The 25,341-nt window shown below is 52.4% G+C and carries 23 protein-coding genes; 21 read left to right on the top strand and 2 right to left on the bottom strand.

Annotated elements, in window-relative coordinates; all coding sequences use genetic code 11:
- Nucleotides 1-54 precede the first annotated feature (54 nt).
- From AZF00_RS14350 to groL, 3 genes are all read left to right on the top strand, one after another.
- Nucleotides 55-546 carry an FxsA family protein gene (locus AZF00_RS14350; RefSeq protein ID WP_008251508.1) on the top strand — a complete coding sequence of 164 codons (492 nt, stop codon included), beginning with the start codon at nt 55-57 and terminating at the stop codon, nt 544-546.
- 222 nt (nt 547-768) lie between these two features.
- Nucleotides 769-1,059, top strand: coding sequence for a co-chaperone GroES (locus tag AZF00_RS14345; protein ID WP_008251500.1), 291 nt, complete (start codon nt 769-771; stop codon nt 1,057-1,059).
- A 58-nt stretch (nt 1,060-1,117) separates the two neighbouring features.
- Nucleotides 1,118-2,776, top strand: a complete 1,659-nt coding sequence (groL, locus tag AZF00_RS14340) for a chaperonin GroEL (RefSeq protein WP_008251499.1) — start codon at nt 1,118-1,120, stop codon at nt 2,774-2,776.
- 87 nt (nt 2,777-2,863) lie between these two features.
- On the opposite strand, the gene AZF00_RS14335 is transcribed toward groL, so the two are convergent.
- Nucleotides 2,864-3,586, bottom strand: coding sequence for an acyltransferase (locus tag AZF00_RS14335; RefSeq protein WP_008251498.1), 723 nt, complete (start codon nt 3,584-3,586; stop codon nt 2,864-2,866).
- A gap of 213 nt (nt 3,587-3,799) precedes the next feature.
- Here AZF00_RS14335 and AZF00_RS14330 point away from each other — a divergent pair, with 213 nt between their 5' ends.
- The 5 genes from AZF00_RS14330 to AZF00_RS14310 all read left to right on the top strand — a co-directional run bounded on the left by AZF00_RS14330 (nt 3,800) and on the right by AZF00_RS14310 (nt 9,149).
- Nucleotides 3,800-6,121 carry a thrombospondin type 3 repeat-containing protein gene (locus AZF00_RS14330; RefSeq protein WP_008251497.1) on the top strand — a complete coding sequence of 774 codons (2,322 nt, stop codon included), beginning with the start codon at nt 3,800-3,802 and terminating at the stop codon, nt 6,119-6,121.
- A 150-nt stretch (nt 6,122-6,271) separates the two neighbouring features.
- Nucleotides 6,272-6,982: a class I SAM-dependent methyltransferase gene (locus tag AZF00_RS14325; protein ID WP_197465663.1), complete on the top strand. Its 711-nt coding sequence runs from the start codon at nt 6,272-6,274 to the stop codon at nt 6,980-6,982.
- Between the two features lie 37 nt (nt 6,983-7,019).
- Nucleotides 7,020-7,919: a D-hexose-6-phosphate mutarotase gene (locus tag AZF00_RS14320; protein WP_008251494.1), complete on the top strand. Its 900-nt coding sequence runs from the start codon at nt 7,020-7,022 to the stop codon at nt 7,917-7,919.
- Between the two features lie 228 nt (nt 7,920-8,147).
- Nucleotides 8,148-8,693, top strand: coding sequence for a CC0125/CC1285 family lipoprotein (locus tag AZF00_RS14315; protein ID WP_008251493.1), 546 nt, complete (start codon nt 8,148-8,150; stop codon nt 8,691-8,693).
- Between the two features lie 63 nt (nt 8,694-8,756).
- Entirely contained in the window at nt 8,757-9,149 is a 393-nt protein-coding gene (locus tag AZF00_RS14310) for a CoA-binding protein (RefSeq protein ID WP_008251492.1), read from the top strand.
- A 60-nt stretch (nt 9,150-9,209) separates the two neighbouring features.
- On the opposite strand, the gene AZF00_RS14305 is transcribed toward AZF00_RS14310, so the two are convergent.
- Nucleotides 9,210-9,863: a urate hydroxylase PuuD gene (locus AZF00_RS14305; RefSeq protein WP_008251491.1), complete on the bottom strand. Its 654-nt coding sequence runs from the start codon at nt 9,861-9,863 to the stop codon at nt 9,210-9,212.
- Between the two features lie 236 nt (nt 9,864-10,099).
- Here AZF00_RS14305 and AZF00_RS14300 point away from each other — a divergent pair, with 236 nt between their 5' ends.
- The 13 genes from AZF00_RS14300 (at nt 10,100) to ispH (ending at nt 25,333) form a co-directional block, all read left to right on the top strand.
- The gene (locus AZF00_RS14300; protein WP_008251490.1) at nt 10,100-10,888 is read left to right on the top strand and encodes a hypothetical protein; all 789 of its coding nucleotides are present in this window, start codon (nt 10,100-10,102) and stop codon (nt 10,886-10,888) included.
- A 122-nt stretch (nt 10,889-11,010) separates the two neighbouring features.
- Complete coding sequence (locus tag AZF00_RS14295) at nt 11,011-12,525, top strand: fumarate hydratase (protein WP_008251489.1); 1,515 nt, start codon at nt 11,011-11,013, stop codon at nt 12,523-12,525.
- Nucleotides 12,526-12,633: 108 nt separating this feature from the next.
- Nucleotides 12,634-14,073, top strand: coding sequence for an exodeoxyribonuclease I (gene sbcB / locus AZF00_RS14290; protein WP_008251488.1), 1,440 nt, complete (start codon nt 12,634-12,636; stop codon nt 14,071-14,073).
- Nucleotides 14,070-14,330 (top strand): GIY-YIG nuclease family protein, encoded by a 261-nt coding sequence (locus AZF00_RS14285; protein ID WP_231856161.1) that lies wholly within the window; start codon nt 14,070-14,072, stop codon nt 14,328-14,330. Before sbcB ends, AZF00_RS14285 begins: the two co-directional genes overlap by 4 nt.
- Before the next feature lie 75 nt (nt 14,331-14,405).
- A complete protein-coding gene (locus tag AZF00_RS14280) occupies nt 14,406-16,211 on the top strand; it encodes an ABC transporter transmembrane domain-containing protein (protein ID WP_008251486.1) in 1,806 nt (601 codons plus the stop codon).
- A gap of 18 nt (nt 16,212-16,229) precedes the next feature.
- Nucleotides 16,230-17,246: an aspartate carbamoyltransferase gene (locus AZF00_RS14275; protein ID WP_008251485.1), complete on the top strand. Its 1,017-nt coding sequence runs from the start codon at nt 16,230-16,232 to the stop codon at nt 17,244-17,246.
- 17 nt (nt 17,247-17,263) lie between these two features.
- Nucleotides 17,264-17,878 (top strand): NUDIX domain-containing protein, encoded by a 615-nt coding sequence (locus AZF00_RS14270; RefSeq protein WP_008251484.1) that lies wholly within the window; start codon nt 17,264-17,266, stop codon nt 17,876-17,878.
- Nucleotides 17,875-19,473, top strand: coding sequence for a murein biosynthesis integral membrane protein MurJ (gene murJ, locus AZF00_RS14265; RefSeq protein WP_008251483.1), 1,599 nt, complete (start codon nt 17,875-17,877; stop codon nt 19,471-19,473). Before AZF00_RS14270 ends, murJ begins: the two co-directional genes overlap by 4 nt.
- A gap of 94 nt (nt 19,474-19,567) precedes the next feature.
- Nucleotides 19,568-20,497 (top strand): bifunctional riboflavin kinase/FAD synthetase, encoded by a 930-nt coding sequence (ribF, locus tag AZF00_RS14260; protein WP_008251482.1) that lies wholly within the window; start codon nt 19,568-19,570, stop codon nt 20,495-20,497.
- A gap of 26 nt (nt 20,498-20,523) precedes the next feature.
- A complete protein-coding gene (ileS, locus tag AZF00_RS14255; RefSeq protein WP_008251481.1) occupies nt 20,524-23,346 on the top strand; it encodes an isoleucine--tRNA ligase in 2,823 nt (940 codons plus the stop codon).
- Nucleotides 23,339-23,860 carry a signal peptidase II gene (gene lspA, locus AZF00_RS14250; protein ID WP_008251480.1) on the top strand — a complete coding sequence of 174 codons (522 nt, stop codon included), beginning with the start codon at nt 23,339-23,341 and terminating at the stop codon, nt 23,858-23,860. The genes ileS and lspA overlap by 8 nt, the downstream gene beginning before the upstream one ends.
- 21 nt (nt 23,861-23,881) lie before the next feature.
- Complete coding sequence (gene fkpB, locus AZF00_RS14245; protein ID WP_008251479.1) at nt 23,882-24,340, top strand: FKBP-type peptidyl-prolyl cis-trans isomerase; 459 nt, start codon at nt 23,882-23,884, stop codon at nt 24,338-24,340.
- Between the two features lie 45 nt (nt 24,341-24,385).
- Nucleotides 24,386-25,333 (top strand): 4-hydroxy-3-methylbut-2-enyl diphosphate reductase, encoded by a 948-nt coding sequence (gene ispH, locus AZF00_RS14240; RefSeq protein WP_008251478.1) that lies wholly within the window; start codon nt 24,386-24,388, stop codon nt 25,331-25,333.
- The last annotated feature ends 8 nt before the right edge of the window (nt 25,334-25,341 follow it).

Below are 25,341 nucleotides of genomic sequence, written 5' to 3'. Positions count from 1 at the left end.
GTGGCTATCCCTCCCCATTTATTGAGAAACCCTATTTATTAAAGTGAGCTTTTAATGCGCTTTTTGTTTGCCTTGTTCGTGGTTTTGCCGGTATTAGAGATGTGGCTGTTAATCGAGGTTGGCGGCCTGATCGGCAGTTTGCCGACGATTGGTATGGTGGTGTTTACTGCTGTGGTGGGCGCCGCCCTGCTAAAGCAGCAGGGGATAGAAACACTGACTCGCGCCCAGCAGCGTCTAAGTAGCGGCCAAGTACCCGCTACCGAAATCTTGGAAGGCCTGCTATTAGCGGTGGGCGGCGCGCTGTTGCTTACCCCCGGCTTTATCACCGATACCCTGGGGTTTGTGTGTCTAATTGGGCCGTTGCGGCAATGGCTTGTTGGCCAGTTATTGAAGCGCGGAGTGATGCAAGTAAACAATTTTCAAACAACTGGATTTCAGTCCGGAAGCGCCGGCTTTACCGGCACCGATAATGCCGACGCCCCAGTGAACCCGACTGCTCGACGGGATACCGTGATAATTGAAGGCGATTACAAAAAAGAAGAATAATTTTCTTGTCGGGCTCTTGAAAAGCATTTGCGCAGCCCCATTTACAGGACAGCCCACGGTAACTTGGCGGTGATAAGCCTGGTTTTCCCTGTTGGGATGCGTGCTGTTTCCCAATCCGTAACGAAAGGGGGTTCAGGTCAAAAGGCAATGCTGCTTTTGGGCTGACACCGGTTTAGCCGGTCAATAAATTCTAAATCATTGATTTAATGGAGATTGATAAAAATGAAAATTCGTCCGTTATACGATCGCGTTGTAGTTCGTCGTAAGGAAGAAGAGAAGACTAGTGCGGGCGGTATTGTTCTGCCAGGTTCTGCTAAAGAAAAGCCAAACCAAGGTGAAGTTATCGCCGTTGGTGAAGGCAAATTGTTAGAAAGCGGCGAATTGCGTCCGGTTGGCGTTAAAGCTGGTGATGTCGTTATTTTTGGTCAGTACTCCGGTAGCACCGTAAAAGTCGACGGCGAAGAGCTGATCGTTCTGAATGAATCAGAAATCTTTGGTGTAGTAGAAGCTTAAGTCCGGCAAAAGATTTCTTTTGAATCAACGAATTAGTTAATAGAAGGATTATAAGATCATGGCAAAAGACGTAGTATTTGGAAACGAAGCGCGCCAGCGCATGGTGGCTGGTGTCAATATCCTAGCTAACGCAGTTAAAGTTACTCTTGGCCCTAAAGGCCGCAACGTGGTACTTGAGAAGTCTTACGGTGCGCCAACCATCACTAAAGATGGTGTGTCTGTAGCCAAAGAAATCGAGTTAGAAGATCGCCTAGAGAACATGGGCGCGCAAATGGTTAAAGAAGTGGCGTCACGCGCTTCTGACGATGCCGGTGACGGTACTACCACCGCTACTGTATTGGCTCAGGCAATCGTAAACGAAGGCCTGAAATCAGTTGCAGCGGGCATGAACCCGATGGACATTAAGCGCGGTATCGACAAAGCTATTGCCGCTGCGGTTGAAGAAGTTAAGAAGCTGTCTAGCCCCTGCGCAGACACTAAAGCGATTGCTCAAGTTGGTACTATCTCTGCAAACAGCGATTCAAACATCGGCGACATCATTGCTGAAGCAATGGACAAAGTCGGTAAAGAAGGCGTTATCACCGTTGAAGAAGGCCAGGGCCTGCACAACGAACTAGACGTTGTTGAAGGTATGCAGTTTGACCGTGGTTACCTGTCTCCTTACTTCGTTAACAACACTGAGAACATGAGTGTTGAGCACGACAGTCCCTATATTCTGTTGGCTGACAAGAAAATCTCCAATATCCGTGAAATGCTGCCTTTGCTTGAGCAAGTCGCTAAGTCTAGCCGTCCGTTGATTATTGTTGCTGAAGACGTTGAAGGCGAAGCACTGGCTACGCTGGTCGTTAACACCATGCGCGGTATTGTTAAAGTTGCCGCTTGTAAGGCACCTGGCTTTGGCGATCGTCGCAAAGCAATGTTGCAAGACCTTGCGATTCTGACTGGCGGTACTGTGATTTCAGAAGAAGTTGGTCTGGATCTTGAACAAGCCACATTGGAGCACCTTGGTACTGCTAAGCGCGTAACCATGGACAAAGAGAACACCGTGATCGTTGACGGCGCTGGCGATGCTGCTGCTATTCAATCTCGCGTTGCTGAGATCCGCACGCAAATCGAAAACACCAGTTCAGATTACGACCGTGAGAAACTGCAAGAGCGCGTAGCGAAATTGGCTGGCGGTGTAGCGGTTATCAAGGTTGGTGCTGCCACTGAAATGGAAATGAAAGAGAAGAAAGCCCGCGTTGAAGATGCGCTGCACGCAACTCGCGCTGCGGTAGAAGAAGGCGTGGTTCCTGGTGGTGGTGTTGCGCTGGTTCGTGCAATTACTAATATTGGCACTATCGAAGGTGACAACGAAGACCAGACTGCTGGTATCAATGCTGCGCTGCGCGCACTGGAAGCACCTCTGCGTCAAATCGTGACCAACGCAGGTGATGAAGCGTCAGTGGTACTGGATAAAGTTCGCAATGGCACCGGTAACTTCGGTTACAACGCCGGTACTGGCGAATACGGCGATATGATGGAAATGGGTATTCTCGACCCTGCCAAAGTAACCCGTACTGCACTGCAGGCTGCTGGTTCGGTCGCTGGTCTGATCATCACTACCGAGTGCATGATTGCCGACGCACCAAAAGCTGAGTCTGGCGCTGGCGGCATGCCAGACATGGGCGGCATGGGTGGAATGGGCGGTATGGGTGGAATGGGCGGCATGATGTAAGCAGTCCCCTGCTCTAAAGTCCCACTTTGGTGGGGCTTTATCGCTTTTCAAACCCCGGCCTTGGTCGGGGTTTGTCGTTTTTGGGCCTTAGTCTTGTTGATTCGGCTTGAATAAAACCCGCAGCCAATTGCGCCAGCTATTATTCTCCATCGCCATCTTGGCGAGTCCGTCCTGAATTTCGTAGTAATGCTCAGAGTCCTGAAATAAGACTTCGCGTTTCAACATTCGTCGTTTGGGATTTATGGTCTTGATTACTCGGGCGGGATTGCCCGCCGCAATCACATTCGCAGGGATGTCTTTGGTGACAATGCTGCCAGCACCAATCACGCTGTTCTCGCCAATACGCACACCTTTATTGACGATGACGCGCTCGCCGAGCCAGACGTTGTCTTCTAATACCACTGGCTTTTCGCTGCGGAAGGGGCGGATGCGGTTGTAAATGCCGTGCCAGTCGCTGTCGCTGATATAAACATTGGCGGCAAACATGCAGTTGTCACCAATGCGGATGGATTTGGCTGCGGAAATTCGTACGCCAGGTGATATTAGGCAGTAATTGCCGATGCGAATTTCCGATTCGCCGAGTCGACTCGGCCAGCTGGTCAAACGAATAATATTGTCTGGCGAAGCGATAATGTGCGCGTGTTTACCCAAATGAATGTTGTCGCCAAAAATGGCCACGCTGCGCGGGTTCACTACGTCGGGTAGGCTGCCCAAGCTGTCGAACTGGGGTGCAATGTAGCGTCGGACATACCAGGTATTTATTGTTTTGCTCAGGCGGTGAAGCGCAAGAGGTGTGCTGCTGCGTCGCAATGTGGAATTCCTGAAGAGGGCGCTCAGTGGCGGGAATGGGTTTGGCGGGGGATTATTTCACGTTGCGTTGGCATATGCATGGGGGATTTTATCTAACGCTTTTGCTATGTTACATCTTGAGAATTCTGGGTAAAAATGTTTTAGTTGGGCCCTCGCGAATCTAAAACAGATATCTTGCGTAAGTATTAGCAATAATAAATTCAGGACACCATCATGTTAAATAGCCGCCTACTAATCATTTTAGTTACTCTCGTCGCCCTCTCTGCCTGCGGCGGCAGCTCTAGTTCGAGCTCTTCACGCAACCCAGGTTCTGGTGAGGTTAGTCAGCCCGCTGACAGTGATGGCGACGGAGTGGCTGATAGCAGTGATAATTGCCCCGCAGTAGCCAATAGCGACCAAGCCGATGCCGACAGCGATGGTGTTGGCGACGTTTGCGATGATGATGCCGACAATGATGGGGTTAGCGACGACCAAGATAATTGCCCCGCCGTGGCCAATGCCAATCAGCAAGACCTTGATGCCGATAGTATCGGTGATGCTTGTGACCCTGAAGACAACCGCGACAGTGACGGCGACGGCGTAGGTAATGAAGACGATCTTTGCGCGAATTCTGCTGCCCAGTCGACCGTCGATGCCCAGGGCTGTTCGGCGGCGCAAACTAATGCCTCCTGCGGCGACAGCTTTGCAACGGTTACGGCGAACCGCCATTACCAGGTAATTTTACCCTCAGCCAGTGGTGAAAATATCAGTTTTGAAGTATTTGAGCCTGCTGTTCTAGATTGCGGCAAGCGCGCTGCGGGTGCCCACCCCTTGGTGTTGCACGGCCACGGTTTTGGCGGCTCACGGGTTAGCGATCCGGCGGCCGGTGATTACAGTGGTAATGCCCTAGATCTGCTCGTTGCGGGCGGCTATCCGGTGATTAGTATCGATCAGCGCGGTTTTGGCGACAGCAGCGGCACCGTGCGGGTAATGGACCCAGACGTAGAAGGCTTGGATTTATTGCAAATACTGGATTGGGCTGAAGCCAACTTAGATTATTTGGCCTGGCGCGATGAGGCTACGGGCGAATTGGCCCGACGACCAGATCCGGCGGTAAGTGTTGCGGGCGGCGTAAACTTGCTGAGTGGCGCCGTGGGCTCTAGCTACGGTGGTGGCTACCAGTTGCTGATTCACGGCGTGGATGAAAAACAGCGTATGGACGCGATGGTGCCGGATATTACGTGGCATTACCTGCCCTTTAGTTTAAATCCGGGTGATGTGGTGAAATCAGGCTGGAGTTTGTTGCTGGTTGGCGGTGGTGAAGCGGGCAGCTATCAGCCCGGATTTGAGAATCAAGAGTCACCCTTGGCGCGAGGCCTCGACCCCTTTGTTAAAGAAACCTTATTGCGGGGTATTGCGACTAATGAGTTTCCGCGCGATGCCTTGGACTGGTTTGCCTACCACAGCCCGCAGTATTGGTGTGAACTGAATGGCCAAGCGACCATGCCCTACAGTTTTGCTGCTAGTCCGCTAAACAATAATATCAGTAGTGAGTTTAATGAAGCGCCGGGCAGCAATAGCTACACCGGGCAGCCGGGGGTGGATATCCTGTTAACTCAGGGTATTCGTGACACCCTGTTTAACTTTAATGACGCGTGGTGGAATTTTCAGTGCCTAAGTGAACGCGCCACCGGTAGCGGTCATGAGGTTCGCCTGTTGACCCATGAAAGCGGCCATATCATTCCTAATTTTGTGGGTGAAACGCCAGAGCCGATTTATTTTCAAGCCTTGGGCGGTAAGTTCGCCTGCGGCGAAAGGACTCAGCGCAGCGCGACAATTGATTGGTTTAATGCCAAATTGCGGGGCCAGACTGCCGCGGCGGATCTCAGTGGCGAGAATAAAATTTGCGTTTCTCTGGCAGATGACGATGCGGTGAATATTCCGGTCAGCAAGTTTAAGGCTCGCCGCTCGGCCAATGATACGACGGCGATTAGCTTCAGTGAGTTTAGTGATTTGGCAGTCGCCAATGTGCCCAACGGCGTTGCTGCGCAGACGGCCCATGTTCTCGCGCAAGATGTGAGTATTGCCCCGCTACTAACCGTTAGTGATAGCAAAGGTCTGATTATTGCCGGTATCCCGCAGCTCGATATTACGGTGTCTACCCCGCAAATGGTGAATGACGAAGCTTGTGCGCTGGGCGGGGTGCCTACTATTCGCACCGGCTGCGATAGCATCCTGTTTGTTGGTATCGCGATTCGGAATGTCGGGGGCGAGTGGCGTTTACTCGACGACCAGATCATGCCGGTGCGCGGCCTTGGTGATCATACTGATATCGACTTGGTGGGTATTGCTGAGCGTTTAGCGTCGGGTGATGAGTTGGGCTTGTGGGTCAGCGGTTACCACCCCCAGTATATTGAGTCATTTTCTCGGGACCTGACGATCCCCGTCGTGAATATTGCGGCCAGTGTGCGACTACCCTTGTTTGCCTTGGATGCCGCTGGTGAGCCGGATTTTGCTGTAGACCCGAGTACTGCGATTGCGGTGGCGGCGCCTTAGTTATACTTGTTGAGCCAGTAATGTGTGCTGGCTCAATTCTCCTTCTTTAGTTACTGACTCCAGAGCGTAATTTACGCGCCGTCGCTCGATAAGAATTTGTGTCGAAGCGCCTGTCGTCTCTATACTTAAACCCATTCTTTTATGAGGCGAGTGCGCCGTTTATTGGGTGAGGGTAATTTGGAGCTGTCGTCAATTGTTCCGTGGGGGCGTTCATACGCAGAGTATTGCCGTATGTTTGCCCTTAGCGAAAGGGATTTAGAGGGACATATTCTCGGCTGTGGCGATGGTCCGGCCAGCTTTAATGCTGAGCTGAGCCAAACTGGTGGGCGGGTTATGTCTGTTGATCCGATTTACCAATTCAGTAAAGCGGAAATCAATAGCCGTATTCAGCGCGTCTACCCGGGTATGATCGCTGAGCTTGCTCGCAACGCCGACAGCTATTATTGGAGTAGTTTCAAAGACCCTGGCCACCTTGGCTCGGTGCGGATGTCGGCGATGAACCGGTTTTTGGACGATTTTGATGCAGGCATCGAGGCAGGCCGCTATGTTGATGCCAGCTTACCTGAACTTCCTTTTTTTGATAATGAATTTGACCTTGGTCTGTGTTCGCATTTGTTGTTTTTATACAGCGAACAGATTGATGCCGCGCAGCATATAGAGGCGCTCACCGAAATGTGTCGGGTGGCCAAAGAGGTTCGTGTCTATCCCTTATTGAGTCTTGATGGTCGCTTGTCGCAGCATCTTCCCGGTGTGTTGCGGTATTTTAATGAGCGTGAATATCGAGCTGAGTTAAAGCCGGTGCCATATCAATTTCAAAAAGGCGCGAGTGAAATGCTCACTTTGCGGAAAATTATTTGCTAGATGCTAGATGCTAGATGCAACCAAGCTAGGATAAATCATGGTTTTAGACGCTCTCGAATTAGTCAGTGCTAAGGTTAATTTGCTTTCCGCCAGCTCGCTATTTGCGGGTGTTGGGGATTTGCCCATACTGGAATGCACTACCGCAAAATGTCGGGCATTGATTGCCCTACAGGGTGCTCAGGTTTTGTCTTTTTGCCCAGTCGGCGAAGATGACCTATTGTGGCTGAGCCCGCTTGAATCTTTTGAGCCGGGCAAAGCGATTCGCGGTGGAATTCCGCTGTGTTTGCCGTGGTTTGGTGTCAATCGTCGTGAACCTGAGTTGCCTAAGCACGGTTTTGCGCGGAATCAATCCTGGGCCTTAGATAATATTGCTGAGTCCGCTGACGGGGATCTGGAAATTAGTTTTCTGTTCCAGCCTAGCGAGGCTGATTTGCGCATTTTTCCTTGTTTTTTTTCTGCTCAACTTACTATTTTATTAGCTAATGACTTAACCCTGAGTTTGTCCGTGCGCAATAACAGTGACGACACTATGCCCCTCAGTTTTGCAATGCACAGCTATTTCGCGGTATCGGGCTTGTCTGCACTTGGACTAAATGGTGTCGAGGGTGCCGAATACCTCGATAACTGCCAGCAACTAGCCCGTTTTAAACAGGACGAAGCACTGCATTTTGCGGGCGAGATTGATCGGGTTTATGAGGGGCTCAGCGGTCGGCAGTGCATAAATGATACTCAGCGAAATATTGTGATTAATGGCCGGGGTTGTGACACCGTGGTGGTGTGGAATCCCGGTGAGGCCCTCGCTAAAGACATGGCGGATGTTGGGCCGCATTTTTCAGAGTATGTCTGTGTAGAGCGGGGCATGGCTTTTGCCGATGAGCTGCAATTGGCGCCGGGGCAGCAACATCTTGCGGTAATGACGGTGGCGCAAGCGTGTTGATGCTATTCTCGTGTGGTGTTTTCTAGCTGAGCTCCACTGCTGACGAAATCGCTTAATTTGGTGTCTTTCGGTATATTGGAATTCACCGTGGCGGACTCGCTCATGCACATAAAAATAATTCTGTTCAGTTTCAGTTAATCTCAATTAGGTATTATTACGTACACAAGTTAAACGTTACCGCTAATATTTCGGTGTTGGCGGTTAGTGGTAAATCAAGAGGGGAATAATATGCGTTTACATTTAGTATTAGTTGCATTGTTATCGACAGCGGTAGTGGCCTGTAGCAGTAGTGGCACCGTATATAAGCCGGCAGAAGAGCGCGGGGCTTATGGATACACCGAAACCGAGCTTGGCGCTGACCGTTACCGGGTAACGTTTACCGGTAATAGCCGGACTGATAAAGAGACTGTGAATGATTATGCAATGTTGCGGGCGGCAGAGCTGACCCTGCAGAATGGCTATAATTGGTTCCGTTTGGTCAATCGTGACACCGAAGGCAAGACCCGCACGACTGGCGGAGTTTCAGCCATTAATGACTTTGGTGGTCATACGGCGGTATATCAGCGCTGCGGCCTAGTAAGTTGCGATACTGTTGTCACGCAGACGCCGTCACGTATTAGCGGTGGTGTGTCGACTTCAACTACGCGTACTAACTACCAGGCTTCATTGGAAATTAAAATGGGTAAAAATCCTATGCCCGATGATGCTGAAGCCTATAACGCGCAAGAGTTAGCATCTACCTTGCGTCGCTGGATAGGCCAGAACGCGAAGTAAAACATTAGGTTTAGCTCCAACCGGGCGCTGGTCGCCCGGTTTTTTACGTTTGGGGTAATGTTTATGACCTTGTCAAAGACAGGCGAGACCGCGCTTGAAACTGTGGTGGTATTGGGCGCGAGCCCAAAGCCAGAGCGTTATTCTTATAAAGCGGTAAAGTTGCTTGCGGAGTATGGTCACCGGGTTTTACCAGTAAACCCTTACCACCGCGATGTGGCTGGGATCTCTTGTGTAGCAGATGTTGCGCAGCTGAAGGAAAAAGTAGATACCGTCAGTCTGTACGTTCGGCCTGAGCTCTTAGTAAAGGATCTTGCTCAACTTGTCGAATTAGCGCCGCGCAGAGTGATATTTAATCCTGGTACGGAGTCAGATGAGATGGCTGAGGTCTTTAGTGCGGCGGGGATCGCCACGGAAGAGGCCTGTACTTTGGTACTGTTGAGAACCGGTCAATTTTAGTTTTCGAGTATTAAAAAAGGGGAGCCACTGGCTCCCCTTTTTTAATCGTTCTGCTGCTATTTAAACAAACTGCAGCAGTGAAACCATGGCCACGGCAAGGGCGATACTGCAATGCACCACGCCTTTTACGGTAGTCATTGGGCCGGTTTTACCAAATATGGCGTTGAGCTGAATCAGCGCAATTAAGCCGATGCAAATCCATAGGCCCAAGCTAATAGACGTGCCTGCTTTGCTTATGGCGGTGGCACTTGCGGCGCCAGCGCCGTGGAAGGAGCCCATCATGCCGATTAGCATAGGGGCCGAGAACAGGGTGTTAGTCCGCGAGGCGAGGCCAGCTTTTGGCGCTGCTTTGGCCGCGTCACCAGGTACGATGCCACACACAATTTTTTGATTTGGCCAAATAATCAACCACACGTTGAGGAACATCAGGGTGCCCATAAGGGCGCCAATAATGATGTAGCCGTTTAAACCGCGAGCCATGGTGAAGTGCAGTAAGCCTAAGCCGGTGATGAAGGTGAACATGGCGCCCCAGCGGAACCACCATAGCGCGCGCGGTGCGAGCTTTTTAACCGCATCGGCCTTGGCAGCGGGTTCAGCTTCTTTAAAGTATTCTGTTTGCACAAAATTAAAATAATACAGCAAGCCAATCCAGGTAATACCAAATAAAACGTGCAGCCAGCGTAGTAGTAAGTCTGGGGAGATAAATGCGTCCATTAAAGAATCCTCGTTCGCGTTTTGTCGTTGTCTAATTTTTTTTGTGTGCACTGCAGCGTCGAGTCAATGTACAACCATCTGCCGCGCTGTGTTAGCGTAAAACCGTTGAAGTATAGCAAAGCCGCGGAACTTGGGTAGTAATTGCTGCTCAAATGCCGAATGTGGTGCTTTAAGCCCCGTTAGGTCAGTGTCATAATGGGTTTTTTTCTGCCCCTAATTAGAGTGAGTTATTAAGCGTGAGCACGGAAAGACAGGAACCAAAAATTTCACTCTCGATTGACGAGGACGATATTGTCCAGGCCCCGCCGCAGCGCAAGACTCCATCTGCGCCGCCGCCGCCACCGCCGAATAGTGGTGGCGGCAGTGGCTTCGTGACGTTTATGTTAGCGGTGCTGATATTGGCGCTGGCTGGCGCATCGTATTATTTATATGAGCAGCTGAGCAGTGCGCAAAAGCAATTGCAGTCTGGGCAGGGGCGGATCGATCTCTTGGAGCAGCGCTTGTCGGTTGCCGATGAAAGTATTAGTGAGACCAGCGCTTCAACTCAGGTAAGACTCCAAGAAATGGATTCGGAGGTGCGCAAGCTGTGGGACAATGTTTGGAAAAAGCAGAAAGAGGAACTCGCTCAGCATGACGCTAGTTTGACTACCCAAAAAGCCAATTTAGAAAAAGCTGAAAAGCGTATAGCCGCGCTTGAAGCGAAATTGCGGACCAGCGACGAGCAAGTTGCCAAAATTGTAAAGTCTTACAATGCTGAACGTGAATCGCTTACCTCAATGGCGAGCAAGCTAGATCGAGTTATTGCCCAAGCTGAAGTAAATCGCAAGCAGTTATTAGATATGGGTAAACAAGTCGCCTCTGGTGGCGCATTGGATGCGCGTGTTAAAGATCTTGAGCGCCGGGTTAGTCAAAATGACGATTGGCTGGATTCAATCAATGCCTTCCGCAAGCAGGTGAATCGCGATATCGAGTCTATGCGTCAGACAATGTCGCAATACCACTCGGGCAGTCCGTCCCCGAGATAAGCAAATAGCGGGAGCAGGGCGCTGGGTGATAAGGGTCATGGTGTACTACACCACGGCCCTTTAGCTAGTGTATACTCTGCCGCCATTCCGGCCGCTGTCGCCATCATTTCAGGAGTCCTCCGATGACCGTAATTCGTCAAGACGATCTCATTCAGAGTGTGGCCGACGCGCTGCAATACATTTCATACTACCACCCCGTCGATTTTATCCGCGCTATGGATGAAGCCTATCAGCGTGAAGAAAACCCCGCCGCCAAAGACGCCATGGCGCAAATTCTGATCAACTCGCGGATGTGCGCCGAGGGCAAGCGCCCGATTTGCCAAGATACCGGTATTGTTACTGTGTTCTTGACCGTGGGCATGGATGTGCAGTGGGAAGGCACCATGGGTGTCAGCGATATGGTCAACGAAGGTGTTCGCCGCGCCTATAATCTGCCAGATAATGTGTTGCGCGCCTCTATTCTGGATGACCCCGATGGCGCTCGCAGCAATACCAAAGACAATACCCCGGCAGTTATCCACTACCAGATCGTGCCCGGCAACACTGTAGACGTGCATGTTGCGGCCAAAGGCGGCGGCTCTGAAGCAAAATCCAAATTTGCCATGCTCAATCCGTCTGACTCAGTCGTCGATTGGGTGTTAAAAATGGTACCTACCATGGGTGCGGGCTGGTGCCCGCCGGGCATGCTGGGCATTGGTATTGGCGGCACTGCTGAAAAAGCGATGATTATCGCCAAAGAAGCGCTGCTCGACCCAATTGATATTCACGATCTGCAGAAGCGCGGTGCCAGCAACCGCGCTGAAGAACTGCGTTTAGAGCTATTCGATAAAGTGAATAAGCTCGGTATTGGCGCTCAGGGCCTGGGTGGTTTAACCACGGTTCTGGATGTGAAGGTAAAAGACTTCCCGACTCACGCCGCCAATAAAGCCGTTGCTATGATTCCTAACTGCGCGGCGACTCGCCACGCCCACTTCACGCTAGATGGCAGTGGCCCAGCGGCACTGACACCCCCGTCGTTGGATGAGTGGCCAGAAGTAACCCGCGAAGCAGGCGATGCCAAGCGTGTTAATTTAGACACCGTTACCCAGGAAGAAATGGCCGCTTGGAAGCCAGGCGACACCATTTTGCTGAGCGGTAAAATGCTGACTGGTCGCGATGCTGCCCACAAGAAAATGGTCGATATGCTGGCCAAGGGTGAAGAGCTTCCCGTAGACCTGAAAGGTCGCTTTATCTATTACGTTGGCCCCGTTGACCCAGTGCGCGACGAAGTTGTTGGCCCCGCAGGCCCAACCACCGCTACCCGTATGGATAAATTCACCCGCACCATGCTCGCCGAAACCGGCTTAATGGGCATGATCGGTAAATCCGAGCGCGGCGATGTGGCCATCGATGCCATCAAGGAATTTGGTGCTACCTATCTAATGGCCGTTGGCGGCGCGGCGTATTTGGTTGCCCAAGCGATCAAAAAATCCGAAGTTGTCGGCTTCCCCGAATTGGGTATGGAAGCGATCTACGAATTCACTATTGAAGACATGCCCGTTACCGTGGCGGTGGATGTTCGCGGTGAATCGGTGCACAAGATCGGGCCACAGATTTGGAAGGCGAAGATTGAAGAGCAGGCGATAGAAGTAGTCTGAGGTCGGGGGTCGGGCGCCTGACGCAGAGCGAGAGATGCCTGCTTGGACGTCCGACGCCAGACATCCGACGTCCGACGAGTAAGCGCTTTTCGCGTATAGGAGCACACCTTGGCAAATCAAACCTTCTACTGGCACGATTACGAAACCTGGGGCGCTAATCCCGCTCGTGATCGGCCGGTGCAGTTTGCCGGGGTGCGCACCGACGCAGATTTGAATATTATCGATGAGCCCCTAATGGTGTTCAGTCGGCCCAGTCCAGATTATCTTCCCCATCCCGAAGCCTGTTTAATTACCGGTATTACGCCCCAGCAAGCCCTGCAAGACGGTGTGTCTGAGGCAGAATTTATTGCTATTGTTCACGCCGAGCTGTCCCAGCCGGGTACCTGTGGTGTTGGCTATAACAGTATTCGTTTCGACGATGAAGTCACTCGCTATACTTTATACCGCAACTTTTTTGACCCCTATGCCCGAGAGTGGCAAAACGGCAATTCTCGCTGGGATCTTATCGATGTCGCGCGCTTGTGTCGGGCCCTGCGGCCAGAGGGTATTGAATGGCCGGTGCGGGAAGATGGCACCCCAAGCTTCCGCCTTGAGGAGCTGTCAGCAGCCAATGGCTTAAGCCACGAGTCGGCGCACGACGCCTTATCCGATGTCTACGCTACCATTGATCTGGCAAAATTACTTAAAGCCCGACAGCCTAAATTATTTGATTACGCACTGAGCTTGCGGGACAAACGCACTGTGGCAGCGATGCTGGATACAGTCACGCAAGTGCCGGTACTGCATGTCTCCGGTCGCCTGCCTGCGTCGAAGTTTTGCTCGGCATTGATGATGCCGCTGGCCCTGCACCCCGACAACAAAAACAGTGTGATTGTGTATGATCTCAGTGTTGATCCTCAGCCCTTAATTGATTTGTCGGTAGAAGAAATTTCGGCGCGGGTATTCAGTGCCACCGCCGATTTGCCCGAGGGCGCAGAGCGTATCCCCCTCAAAGAAATTCATATCAATCGCGCTCCTATTGTCGCGACAGCGAAATTGCTGGATGACGCCGTATGCGAGCGTTTACAGCTCGACATGGCCCAGTGTCGGCGCAATTGGCAGCGCATTCGTAAAAGCGGTGATCTTACGGCCAAGCTGCAAAAACTATTTGGTGGCCGCAAGTTCGCCGAAAGCAGTGATCCCGATGTGATGCTCTATGGCGGCGGTTTTTTCAGTGGCGAAGATCGTCATTTGATGGATTCGGTGCGCAGCAGTGACCCAGAGTCCTTGGCGGGGCAGTCTTTTCCCTTTCGGGATCAGCGTCTGCCTGAATTACTCTGGCGTTACCGCGCGCGTAATTACCCTGCGACCTTGACTGGGGCTGAGCGCCAGCAGTGGCTGGAGTTTTGCCGCCGACGCCTGCGTCAGCCCGAGCCGGGTCAGCTGGGTTTCGCTGAGTTTCGCCAGCGCTTAGGTGAATTGGCGCTGGAGCGCAATTCTTCTACAGACGCCATGATACTCAATGAATTAAGCGAATATGCCGATGCCCTGGAGCAGGAAGGTTTGTGAGCTCCCCGTGGTGGGTGTATATGGTGCGCAGCCGCAGCGGCAAACTGTATACCGGTATTAGCACCGACCCGGAACGTCGATTTCGAGAACATTGTGGCGAGGGTGGGCGAGGTGCACGGTTTTTTCGCGGTGATCCCGCCCAGGCAATCGTCTACCGTGAGACCGCACAAAATCGCTCTGAGGCATCTCAGCGTGAGGCGGCAATCAAAAAAATGACGCGTAGCGCCAAAGATGCTCTTGTTACTTCGCAGGCCTAAAAAAACGCTGAAAAACGCCGCTTTCCCGCAGGCTTGATACAGGCGATAATGCCCGCCGATAAACAGGGGAAGGTAATGTCAGATAGCGGTCCAGAGCGAGCAAAAAGCACAAACGTCGGCGTACTAAAGGCCATGATGCAGTTTTTGCGGCCTTATTACTGGCAAATGATTGGCGCCAGTATAGCCCTTGTGTGTACTGCGGCCATTACCCTTTCCATCGGGCAGGGGCTGCGGATGCTGGTTGATCAGGGCTTCTCTAGCAACGCGACTGAAGCCGCTTTGAATCAAGCCTTGTTGCTCTTTACCGCGATGATCCTGTTGCTGGCGGTGGGCACCTTTACTCGCTTTTATTTGGTGTCGTGGATAGGTGAACGCGTTAGTGCCGATTTGCGCAAGGCGGTATTTGCTCATGTGGTGCATCTGCATCCTGGCTATTTTGAAACCAATCTCAGCGGTGAAATTCAATCCCGTATCACCACCGACACCACCTTATTGCAAACTGTCATTGGTTCTTCAGTATCGATTGCGCTGCGCAATTTGCTGATGTTTATCGGCGGGGTGATATTGCTCTTTATCACCAATCCGAAATTAACGGCGCTGGTGATGCTCAGCGTGCCCTTGGTTGTGGTGCCGATTATTGTGTTTGGTCGCCGGGTCCGCAGCTTGTCGCGAACCAGCCAAGATAAGATCGCTGGTGTCGGTACCTTTGTCGGTGAATCGGTTAAAAATATTAAAATGGTGCAGGCCTTTAACCATCAAGAACTGGATCGCAATGCCTTTGATGGCCATGTTGAGTCGGCATTTCGGGTAGCGATTAGTCGTATTAATCAGCGTGCGTGGTTAACCACCATTGTCATAACCCTCGTGCTGGGCGCGGTGACCGCCATGTTATGGGTCGGTGGGTTGGATGTCTTGGCCGGAAAAATTAGCGGCGGTGAGTTGACGGCATTTATCTTTTACGCGGTGATGGTTGCCGCATCAGTAGGTGCTATCTCTGAGGTCTATGGCGATTTGCAGCGCGCTGCCGGTGCTACCGAGCGCTTATTGGAGTTACTCGCGGCCGAGAATTTAGTGCCTTCGTCAACCGCGCCGGTACCATTGCCAGCAAAGCCCAAAGGGCATTTGGAATTTGATCAGGTTTGCTTTAGTTATCCCTCGCGACCAGAGCAGCAGGCGATTGATAAACTTTGCCTCGATATCAAACCGGGCAGCAGCTTAGCACTGGTGGGGAGTTCGGGTGCAGGTAAGTCGACCTTGGTTGATTTAATATTGCGGTTTTACGATGTACAGGGCGGCGCAATTCGTTTTGACGGCATTGATATACGCGACCTGAGCCTAGATGATTTGCGCTCGCAAATTGCCATCGTACCCCAGCAGCCGGTTTTGTTTACCGGCAGTGTGGCCGACAATATTCGCTACGGTAAGCCCGGCGCGACAATGGCCGAGATTGAAGCGGCTGCCCGCAAAGCCTATGCTCACGAGTTTATTGAGCGCTTGAGCGACGGCTACGACAGCTTTGTGGGCGAGGGCGGTATTCGTCTGTCTGGCGGTCAACGTCAGCGGGTTGCCATTGCGCGGGCGATTCTGGCTGACCCAACCTTGCTGCTTCTCGATGAGGCCACCAGCGCGCTCGACGCCGAGAGCGAGTATCAGGTTCAGCAGGCCCTGGAATTGCTCATGAAAGGGCGCACTACCATTGTGATAGCCCATCGCCTAGCGACCGTGGTCGACGTGGATATTATTGCCGTGCTGGATCACGGTAAGTTAGTGGATGCCGGTAATCATGCCGAACTTTTACAAAGCTCGCCGCTCTATTCGCGCTGGGCGAGTTTGCAGTTTGATGAAGGCAGTAGCAGTGCCGAACAAATGGTAACAATGTAATTAACGCGGAGAGACCCTTTGAAATTTTCAGGTAGCCATATCCTCTCTATTAGTCAGTTCGACCGCGGCGATATCGAGCGGGTGTTTGAAGTTGCCGACCGCATGGAGCCCTATGCTCATCGCCAGCGGGTGACCAAGGTGCTCGACGGTGCCATTCTCGGCAATATGTTTTTTGAGCCTTCTACGCGAACTCGCGTGAGTTTTGGTTGCGCCTTTAATTTACTGGGCGGCGAAGTACGGGAAACTACCGGCTTTGAGACGTCGGCGATTGCTAAGGGTGAATCACTGTACGATACAGCGCGGGTTCTTAGTGGCTATAGCGATGTTATCGTTATGCGCCATCCGGTTTCCGGTTCGGTGGCGGAGTTTGCCGCTGCGAGTCGAGTGCCGGTAATGAACGGTGGTGACGGCGCTAACGAGCACCCCAGCCAGGCGCTATTAGACCTCTATACCATCCGCAAAGAACTACAGCATCAGGGTCGCAGTGATCTCGATGGCCTGCGTATTGCCATGATCGGTGATTTAAAATACGGCCGCACCGTGCACTCCCTGTGTAAATTGCTGTGTTTATACCGCAATGTCACCGTAGTGTTAATTTCGCCCACAGAGTTACAAATGCCGGGCGCCATTGTTGAGCAGCTGCGTAGTGCTGGTCATACCGTGCTTGAGTCCGATGTCATGGAGGGCAGTATCTCTAAAGTTGATATTGCCTATTCCACTCGAATTCAGGAAGAGCGCTTTGCCGATCGCGCTGAGGCCGATTTGTATCGTGGCCGCTACCGCCTGAATCAGGCAATTTACACCCGCAATTGCGAACCCAATACGGTCATAATGCATCCGCTGCCCCGGGACTCTCGCTCAGAGGCCAATGAGCTCGACAACGACCTCAATGACAATCCGAATTTGGCGATATTCCGGCAGGCGGATAACGGTGTCTTAGTGCGCATGGCGCTGTTTGCGCTGATTTTAGACGTGGTCGATCAAGTCGATAAAAATGCCCGCGATGTTAACTGGTATACCGAGCGGCGTTTCTGAGGTGGTGCAAATAGCGAATGGCTGATTTCAAGCGCAGTGATGTAGAAATAGATGAAGACCGCGCTGCTTGGCGCGGTTTTTTTCAAGTGCGGGCATACCGTTTGCGTCACCGTCTGTATAAAGGCGGCTGGGGGCGCTGGTTGAGCCGAGAGCTATTTGTGCGTGGCCCGGCGGTGGGCGTACTACCCTATGATCCCGCGCTGGATTGCATTTTGCAGGTTGAACAGTTTCGGGTTGGGGCAATGAACCGCTCGGCCAGTCCTTGGATTTCAGAGTTGGTGGCGGGCATTATCGATAAGCCTGACGAGAACCCCGAAGACGTAGCCCGTCGCGAAGCTTTAGAAGAAGCCGGTTTAGATATCACCGACATGGAATCTATTGCTGAATACTATTCCTCGCCGGGGGGCAGTGACGAGTATTTTTATCTGTTTTGCGGCCGCGCAGATTTAAGCGCCGCCGGTGGCTTTTACGGTTTGGCTGAGGAGGGCGAGGATATCCACGCCAAAGTGATTTCCTTTGCCGATGCCATGGCCATGTTAGATGCCGGTCAGATCGACAATGCTCATAGCTTAATTGCCCTGCAGTGGCTGCGCATACATCGCGATACATTGCGCCAACGGTGGCTGGCATGAGTGGTGCCGCTGGGGTGAAAGGCCCTGCCAAACAGCGCGGTTTGCTGCGCTCGAGCTTGTTGGTCAGTGTGATGACCTTGCTGTCGAGAGTCTTAGGCTTGATTCGCGATGTAGTAATTGCCAATTTTTTAGGCGCGAGTAGCAACGCTGACTGTTTTTTTGTCGCCTTTAAAATCCCCAATTTTCTGCGGCGTCTGTTTGCCGAAGGCGCGTTTTCACAGGCCTTTGTGCCGGTGCTATCTGAGTACCGTGAGAATGGCAGCAAGGAGTCGATCAAGCTATTAGTTGATCGCGTTGCTGGCGCCTTGGGCGGTGTTTTGCTATTGGTGACCTCAGTGGCGGTGTTGGCGTCGCCGATAGTGGCTACGGTGTTTGCGCCGGGTTTTAGGGCAGACCCCGCTAAATTTCAGCTCACCTCAGACATGATCCGTATCACCTTTCCTTATCTTTTCTTGATTTCCATGACCGGCTTTGCGGGTGGCATTCTCAACACCTTTGGCCGCTATGCCGTGCCGGCGTTCACCCCGGTGCTGCTAAATGTCTGCATGATTGTGGCTGCCGTGCATTTCTCGCAATACTTTGCGGAACCGGCGATGGCGCTAGCCTGGGGTGTGTTAATGGCGGGGGCGGTGCAAATGGTTTTTCAAATGCCATTTTTGCAGCGCATACAAATGTTGCCGCGGCCGCGCTGGGCATGGGAAGACCCTGGCGTGCAAAAGATTATTACCCTGATGATTCCCGCGCTATTTGGCGTGTCGATCAGCCAAATCAATTTGCTGCTCGACACCGTTCTGGCCTCGTTTTTACCCACAGGCAGTATTTCCTGGCTGTATTATTCCGACCGCTTGGTTGAGTTGCCTCTGGGGGTGTTTGCCATTGCCATTGCCACGGTGGTCTTGCCCAATTTGTCGCGGCTAAAGGCGGGTGGCAACGAGTTGGCGTTTGGCGCGACCTTAGATTGGGGTTTGCGCAGCGTGCTGTTGATGGCGGTGCCCGCCACGGCGGCGCTGCTGCTGCTGGCTGAGCCAATATTGGTTACCTTGTTTCAATACGGCGAAATGCAGCTTCGAGACGTGACCATGTCGGCATTGAGCTTGCGGGCGTATACCTTGGGTTTAATTCCGTTTATGTTGATTAAAGTCTTGGCCCCAGGCTTTTATGCGCGCCAAGACACCAAGACCCCAGTGCGGATCGGTATTATCGCCATGGTGGCGAATATGGTAATGAACCTTGCACTGGTTATTCCGCTTCACCATTACTGGCAGGTTGGTCACGCAGGTTTGGCCTTGGCCACGGCGGCATCTGCCTGGCTTAATGCCGCCTTATTGTTTCGCGGTCTTCGCCAAAAAGCGGGCTATACAATGCTGCCTGGCTGGGGGCGCTATTGTATGCAGTTGGGCTTGGCCGTGACAGCAATGGCGGCCTGTCTTTGGTATGGCTTGCTATGGTTTGATGGTTGGCAGCAGTGGAGCGCGATGCAGCGAGCCCTCCATTTGGGGGGATTATGTGTAGCGGGCAGTGGCGCTTATATTGCGGTAATGGTCACCTGTGGCTTGCGTCTTAAAGATCTGCGTGGCTCAGTGCCTCATGGCTAGGAGTGCTGCAGCGCGATTAGCGCAACACTGGCGTTTAGTCGAGCCCCTTCCTGAGTTATAATCAGCCGCTTTGTAAACTACAACGATGGTAGGCATGGAGTTAATCCGCGGATTTAAGCATTTTCGCCCCGAACATCGCGGCTGCGTAGCCACGATTGGTGCTTTTGATGGTGTCCATTTAGGTCATCAGGCGGTGTTACGCCAGTTAATTGCCAAGGGTAAAGAAATGGGGCTGCCGTCGACCGTGGTTTTGTTTGAGCCTCTGCCGAGAGAGTTCTTTTCACCGAATGATGCGCCAGCCCGCTTAATGAGTTTTCGCGAGAAATTTGATGCCCTGCGGGAGCTGGGTATTGATCGCGTTTTGCGGATTCGTTTTACCCCAGACTTTCGGGATCTTACCGCCAGCGAATTTATTCACACCTTGTTTGTTGCGGGTTTGGGTGTGAAATACATTGTGGTTGGCGACGACTTGCGTTTTGGCCGCAATCGCAGCGGTGATTTTGGCTTATTGCGTAAATTCGGCAATGTTAATGGCTTTGAAGTAGTCGATACCTCTACTTTGCAGTTTGCTGGGGAGCGGGTGAGCAGCACGCGTATTCGCGAAGTCTTGGCCGACGCAGACTTTGCGCTTGCGGAGCGTTTGCTGGGGCGGCGCTACAGCATATCTGGGCGAGTGATCGTTGGTCAGCAGCTAGGGCGCACTATTGGCACACCAACTGCGAATGTGGAGTTGCACCGACTGCGTTCACCCCTCTCCGGGGTGTTTGCCGTTGAAGTTTATGGCGCAGCAGAGGGTATGTGCCCCGGCGTTGCCAATGTTGGCGTGCGACCCACGATTGGCGATTTATCAAAAGCTATTTTAGAGGTCCATTTACTGGACTTTAACCAGAATATTTACGGCCGAAAAATTCGCGTGGTATTTCGCAAAAAATTGCGTGAAGAAGCGAAGTTTGACGGACTAGACGCCCTGCAGGCACAAATTTCCAACGATGTAGAGCAGGCGCGATCCTTTTTTGATCTTTAAACCTTTGGAATGTGTAAGAAGCCACTATGAGTGAATACAAGCACACCTTGAACCTGCCCGAGACCAGCTTTGCCATGAAGGCAAATTTGGCCCAACGTGAACCCGGTATGCTGAAGCGCTGGCAGGAAGAGGACGTTTACCAGCAAATTCGCGACGCCCGTGCGGGGCGGCAAAAGTTTGTACTTCACGACGGCCCGCCGTATGCCAATGGTGATATTCATATTGGTCACGCGGTCAATAAAATTCTTAAAGATATTATCGTTAAATCGAAAACCCTCAGCGGTTTCGACGCGCCCTATGTACCCGGTTGGGATTGTCACGGCCTGCCAATTGAACTCAATGTAGAGAAAAAAGTAGGCAAGGCTGGCCAAAAAGTTGACGCCGCCACGTTCCGAGAAAAATGCCGAGAATACGCCTATAAGCAGGTGAATGGTCAGCGCGAAGACTTTAAACGCTTGGGTGTTTTTGGTGACTGGGAAAAGCCCTACCTCACTATGGATTTTGGCTTTGAAGCCAATATCATTCGCGCCCTGGGCAAAATTGTCGACAATGGCCACTTGCACAAGGGCTTTAAGCCAGTGCACTGGTGTATGGATTGCGGTTCGGCCCTGGCCGAAGCCGAAGTGGAATACAAAGACAAAACCTCACCAGCGATTGACGTCGCTTTTGCCGCGGTAGATCGCGCTGCGATGCTCGCGGCGGGCGGCTTGCCTGCGGACACAGCAGGCGAGTTAAATTTGGTCATTTGGACCACCACGCCGTGGACTATTCCCGCCAATATGGCGGTGAGCCTGCACCCCGAGCTGGATTATGTGTGGGTGTCATACACCCGCAACAGTGGCGAGACTATTGTCGTGCTCCTTGCCGATGCGCTGCACGAGTCTGCTATGGCGCGCTATGGTGTTGAAGACTTTACGATTGTTGGGCGCTGCAAGGGCGCCGCGCTAGAAAATCTGCTGCTGCATCACCCGCTTTACAGCCGCCAGGTGCCGGTGATTCTCGGTGACCACGTGACGACCGATGCCGGCACCGGTGCCGTCCATACCGCGCCAGCTCATGGTCAAGACGACTTTGTGGTGGGGAAGGCTTACGGCCTAGAAGTGTATAACCCCGTTGCCGCCAACGGCACCTTCTTGCCAGACACCGAGTTATTTGCCGGTCAGCATGTGTTTAAGGCCAATGACAATGTGATTGAGGCTTTATCTGAGCGCGGCCGTTTACTGCTGCATAAGCCTTTGGAGCACAGCTACCCCCATTGCTGGCGCCATAAAAGCCCGATTATTTTCCGCGCCACACCTCAGTGGTTTGTCAGCATGACGCAAAACGGACTGCTGGATACCGCGATGAAGGAAGTGGATGCCGTTAACTGGATGCCCGGCTGGGGCCGTGCGCGTATTGAGTCGATGATGCAAGAGCGCCCCGATTGGTGTGTATCGCGTCAGCGTACTTGGGGCGCGCCAATTGCCCTGTTAGTTCACAAAGACACTGCCGAACTGCATCCCAATACGCCAGCGCTGATCGAAGAAATTGCTAAGCGGGTTGAGGGAGCTGGCATTCAAGCGTGGTTCGACCTTGAGGTCAGCGAGCTATTGGGTGACGACGCCAGCGACTACGTTAAAGTGAGCGATACCCTCGATGTGTGGTTCGACTCTGGCGTTACTCATTACGCGGTCTTAGCGCAGCGCGATAATTTGCAGTTCCCTGCTGATCTGTACTTAGAAGGCTCGGATCAGCATCGCGGCTGGTTCCAGTCGTCTATGCTGACCTCGGTGGCGACCAATGGCTGCGCACCCTACAAGAGCGTACTTACTCACGGTTTTGCCGTGGACGCCCAGGGCCGTAAAATGTCGAAGTCCGTCGGCAATGTGGTTGCGCCGCAAAAAGTCATGAACACCTTGGGCGCCGATATTTTACGCCTGTGGGTGGCGGCAACCGATTACCGCAATGAGATGACGGTTTCTGACGAAATCTTTAAGCGGACCGCTGACTCCTATCGTCGCATCCGCAACACCGCGCGTTTCTTGCTTGCCAATATGGCAGGTTTCGAACCGAAGGAGCATGCCGTTGAACTTGGCGAAATGCTGGCCATGGATCGTTGGATCATGCACCGCGCCGCCGAGTTGCAAGATGAAATCGTCGCCGCATACGAGGCGTATCAATTCCATTTGATCTATCAGAAGTTACATAATTTCTGCGTGTTGGAGCTGGGCGGCTTTTATCTGGATATTATTAAAGATCGTCAGTACACCACCAAGGCGAATAGCTTAGCCCGGCGGTCGGCGCAAACGGCGATGTACCATATTGCTGAGGCGCTGACCCGCTGGATTGCGCCAATACTGAGTTTTACTGCCGACGAACTGTGGGAACACCTACCAGGACAGCGCAGCGGCACCGTATTTGCTGCGGAGTGGTATCAGGGTTTGAGCCGTATGGATGCTGATGCAGAAATGGACAGCGATTTTTGGGAAACGGTGCAGTCGGTTAAGTCAGCGGTTAATAAAGTATTGGAAGGCGCCAAAAAAGAAGGCTTGGTTGGCGGCAGTCTGGCCACCGAGGTGACTTTATTCTGCGATGAGAGCCTGATGAACAGCTTGGTTAAATTGGGCGATGAGTTGCGCTTCGTCTTAATTAGTTCTGCTGCACGTTTAGCGCCGCTGTCCGCCGCCAATGAGGCAGTGGCTACCGATGTTGACGGTTTGCAGGTGCGCGTCGCCGCCAGTGACGGCGAGAAATGCAGTCGTTGTTGGCATCATCGTGAAGAAGTCGGTCAATCTTTAGAGCATCCTGAATTGTGCTTCCGCTGTATTGATAACGTCGACGGCAATGGCGAAGTGCGGTTTTATGCTTGAGTCGGGGGTGAGTTTCGAACAGGCCGCTGAACGGCGCAGCAGGGTGTTTTGGCTGTTGGTGGTGGTCGCGGTTATTGTCGTGGATCAGATCACGAAGTACCTTGCCAACAATACGCTGGGCTACGCCGAACCCCACCCGGTATTGCCGGTTTTAGATATCACTTTGCACTATAACCGTGGCGCGGCATTTAGCTTTTTGAGCGATGCAGGTGGTTGGCAGCGCTGGTTTTTTTCGGTCATAGCGCTGGCGGTAAGTATTTATATTGCGGTCTGGCTGCAGCGCCTCAAGCGTGAACAATGGCTATTGTCGCTGGCGCTGGCGCTGGTATTAGGCGGCGCATTGGGTAATTTGTGGGATCGTGTGTGGTTTGGCTATGTTATCGATTTTATTTCGGTACATTGGGATCACCACTATTTCCCCACCTTTAATATTGCCGATGCGGGCATTAGTGTTGGCGCAGTGCTGTTGCTGCTCGATATGTTTTTAAATCCCGAAACTGAAAAATCATCCTGAGGGATGTGTGGATTCTATTGAATGACTGATATGCAAATTGCTCCTGGCACTGAAATTACTCTGCACTTCGCTTTAGGTATTATTGATGGCGATGAAGTCGATTCTACCTTTGGCGGTAAGCCCGCTACGTTTAACTATGGCGACGGCAGCTTGCTCCCCGGTGTTGAGGCCAAGTTGCTTGGCTTGAGTGCGGGTGCGAGCGAAACCTTTACCCTGGCGCCAGAAGATGCCTTTGGTCAGCGCAATCCGGCTAATATTCAGCGCTTTCCCCGCAGTCAGTTTGCGGTCGACATGGTGCTTGAGGAGGGGGTGGTGATTTCCTTTGCCGATGCAGCGCGGGCGGAATTGCCCGGCGTGGTCAGTGAAGTGAGCGATGAATCGGTTATGGTTGATTTCAATCATCCCTTGGCTGGTCGTAGCCTCGCCTTTCGAGTTGAAATTCTGAAGGTAAGCGCGCAGGCTCAGGCTCCGGCCAATTAAGTGTAATTGAATAAGGTGAATGTAGTGGTAGGCACAAGCAATAAAATGCCGATTATGATGGCTAACCCCCGGGGGTTTTGCGCCGGGGTAGATCGCGCCATCGAAATTGTGAATCGGGCCTTAGACGTCTTTGGCGCGCCAATCTATGTTCGCCACGAGGTTGTTCATAATAAGTTTGTGGTTGAAAATCTTCGCCAACGCGGAGCGGTATTTGTCGACGAGCTTATTGAAGTACCCGACGATAAAATCGTGATCTTCAGTGCTCACGGCGTTTCGCAAGCGGTGCGCAAAGAAGCGCAAACGCGTGGTTTAAAAGTATTTGATGCCACCTGCCCCTTAGTAACCAAGGTTCATATGGAGGTGGTCCATTTTAGTGGCGAGGGCCGCGAGTGCGTGTTGATCGGCCACAAAGGTCACCCCGAAGTAGAGGGCACCATGGGCCAGTACAGCGGCGCTCAAGGTGGTGATATCTACTTGGTTGAGGACGTTGAGCAGGCTTTGGCGCTAGAGGTGCAAAACCCTGACCGCCTGTCTTTTGTTACTCAGACTACCCTGTCGATGGACGATACGGCTGCGGTGATCGACGCGCTGCGCAGTAAATTCCCTAATATTGAAGGCCCGCGTAAAGACGATATTTGCTACGCCACCCAAAATCGCCAAGACGCTGTCAAAACCTTGGCCGAGCAGGTTGATTTGGTCTTGGTGGTGGGCTCGCCAAATAGCTCTAATTCCAACCGGCTTCGCGAACTGGCTGAGCGCATAGGCTGCAAGGCCTATTTGATCGACAGTGAGACCGATATTCGCAGTGAGTGGCTGGCTGATAATCCCCGTATTGGCATTACCGCTGGGGCGTCTGCACCGGAAGTGCTGGTCCATGCGGTAGTGCAGCGGCTTTGTGAACTCGGCGCGCAAGCCCCCGTAGAGCTAGCGGGTCGCCCTGAAAATATCACGTTTTCACTGCCTAAAGAATTGCGTTTAATCGATATCTCGTAAAATATGCG

The sequence above is a fragment of the Zhongshania aliphaticivorans genome, from assembly GCF_001586255.1.
Classification (GTDB): Bacteria; Pseudomonadota; Gammaproteobacteria; order Pseudomonadales; family Spongiibacteraceae; genus Spongiibacter; species Spongiibacter aliphaticivorans.
This window is presented reverse-complemented; position numbering and strand designations above follow the sequence as displayed.

What these genes read in the sequence shown, in the direction of transcription:
- lspA (WP_008251480.1), top strand. Translation starts at nt 23,339, where the DNA reads ATGCTTGAGTCGGGGGTGAGTTTCGAACAGGCCGCTGAACGGCGCAGC.
- AZF00_RS14295 (WP_008251489.1), top strand. Translation starts at nt 11,011, where the DNA reads ATGACCGTAATTCGTCAAGACGATCTCATTCAGAGTGTGGCCGACGCG.
- AZF00_RS14350 (WP_008251508.1), top strand. Translation starts at nt 55, where the DNA reads ATGCGCTTTTTGTTTGCCTTGTTCGTGGTTTTGCCGGTATTAGAGATG.
- AZF00_RS14315 (WP_008251493.1), top strand. Translation starts at nt 8,148, where the DNA reads ATGCGTTTACATTTAGTATTAGTTGCATTGTTATCGACAGCGGTAGTG.
- groL (WP_008251499.1), top strand. Translation starts at nt 1,118, where the DNA reads ATGGCAAAAGACGTAGTATTTGGAAACGAAGCGCGCCAGCGCATGGTG.
- AZF00_RS14280 (WP_008251486.1), top strand. Translation starts at nt 14,406, where the DNA reads ATGTCAGATAGCGGTCCAGAGCGAGCAAAAAGCACAAACGTCGGCGTA.
- fkpB (WP_008251479.1), top strand. Translation starts at nt 23,882, where the DNA reads ATGACTGATATGCAAATTGCTCCTGGCACTGAAATTACTCTGCACTTC.
- AZF00_RS14305 (WP_008251491.1), bottom strand. Translation starts at nt 9,863, where the DNA reads ATGGACGCATTTATCTCCCCAGACTTACTACTACGCTGGCTGCACGTT.
- ribF (WP_008251482.1), top strand. Translation starts at nt 19,568, where the DNA reads ATGGAGTTAATCCGCGGATTTAAGCATTTTCGCCCCGAACATCGCGGC.
- ileS (WP_008251481.1), top strand. Translation starts at nt 20,524, where the DNA reads ATGAGTGAATACAAGCACACCTTGAACCTGCCCGAGACCAGCTTTGCC.
- AZF00_RS14320 (WP_008251494.1), top strand. Translation starts at nt 7,020, where the DNA reads ATGGTTTTAGACGCTCTCGAATTAGTCAGTGCTAAGGTTAATTTGCTT.
- AZF00_RS14310 (WP_008251492.1), top strand. Translation starts at nt 8,757, where the DNA reads ATGACCTTGTCAAAGACAGGCGAGACCGCGCTTGAAACTGTGGTGGTA.
- murJ (WP_008251483.1), top strand. Translation starts at nt 17,875, where the DNA reads ATGAGTGGTGCCGCTGGGGTGAAAGGCCCTGCCAAACAGCGCGGTTTG.
- AZF00_RS14345 (WP_008251500.1), top strand. Translation starts at nt 769, where the DNA reads ATGAAAATTCGTCCGTTATACGATCGCGTTGTAGTTCGTCGTAAGGAA.
- ispH (WP_008251478.1), top strand. Translation starts at nt 24,386, where the DNA reads ATGCCGATTATGATGGCTAACCCCCGGGGGTTTTGCGCCGGGGTAGAT.
- AZF00_RS14270 (WP_008251484.1), top strand. Translation starts at nt 17,264, where the DNA reads ATGGCTGATTTCAAGCGCAGTGATGTAGAAATAGATGAAGACCGCGCT.
- AZF00_RS14330 (WP_008251497.1), top strand. Translation starts at nt 3,800, where the DNA reads ATGTTAAATAGCCGCCTACTAATCATTTTAGTTACTCTCGTCGCCCTC.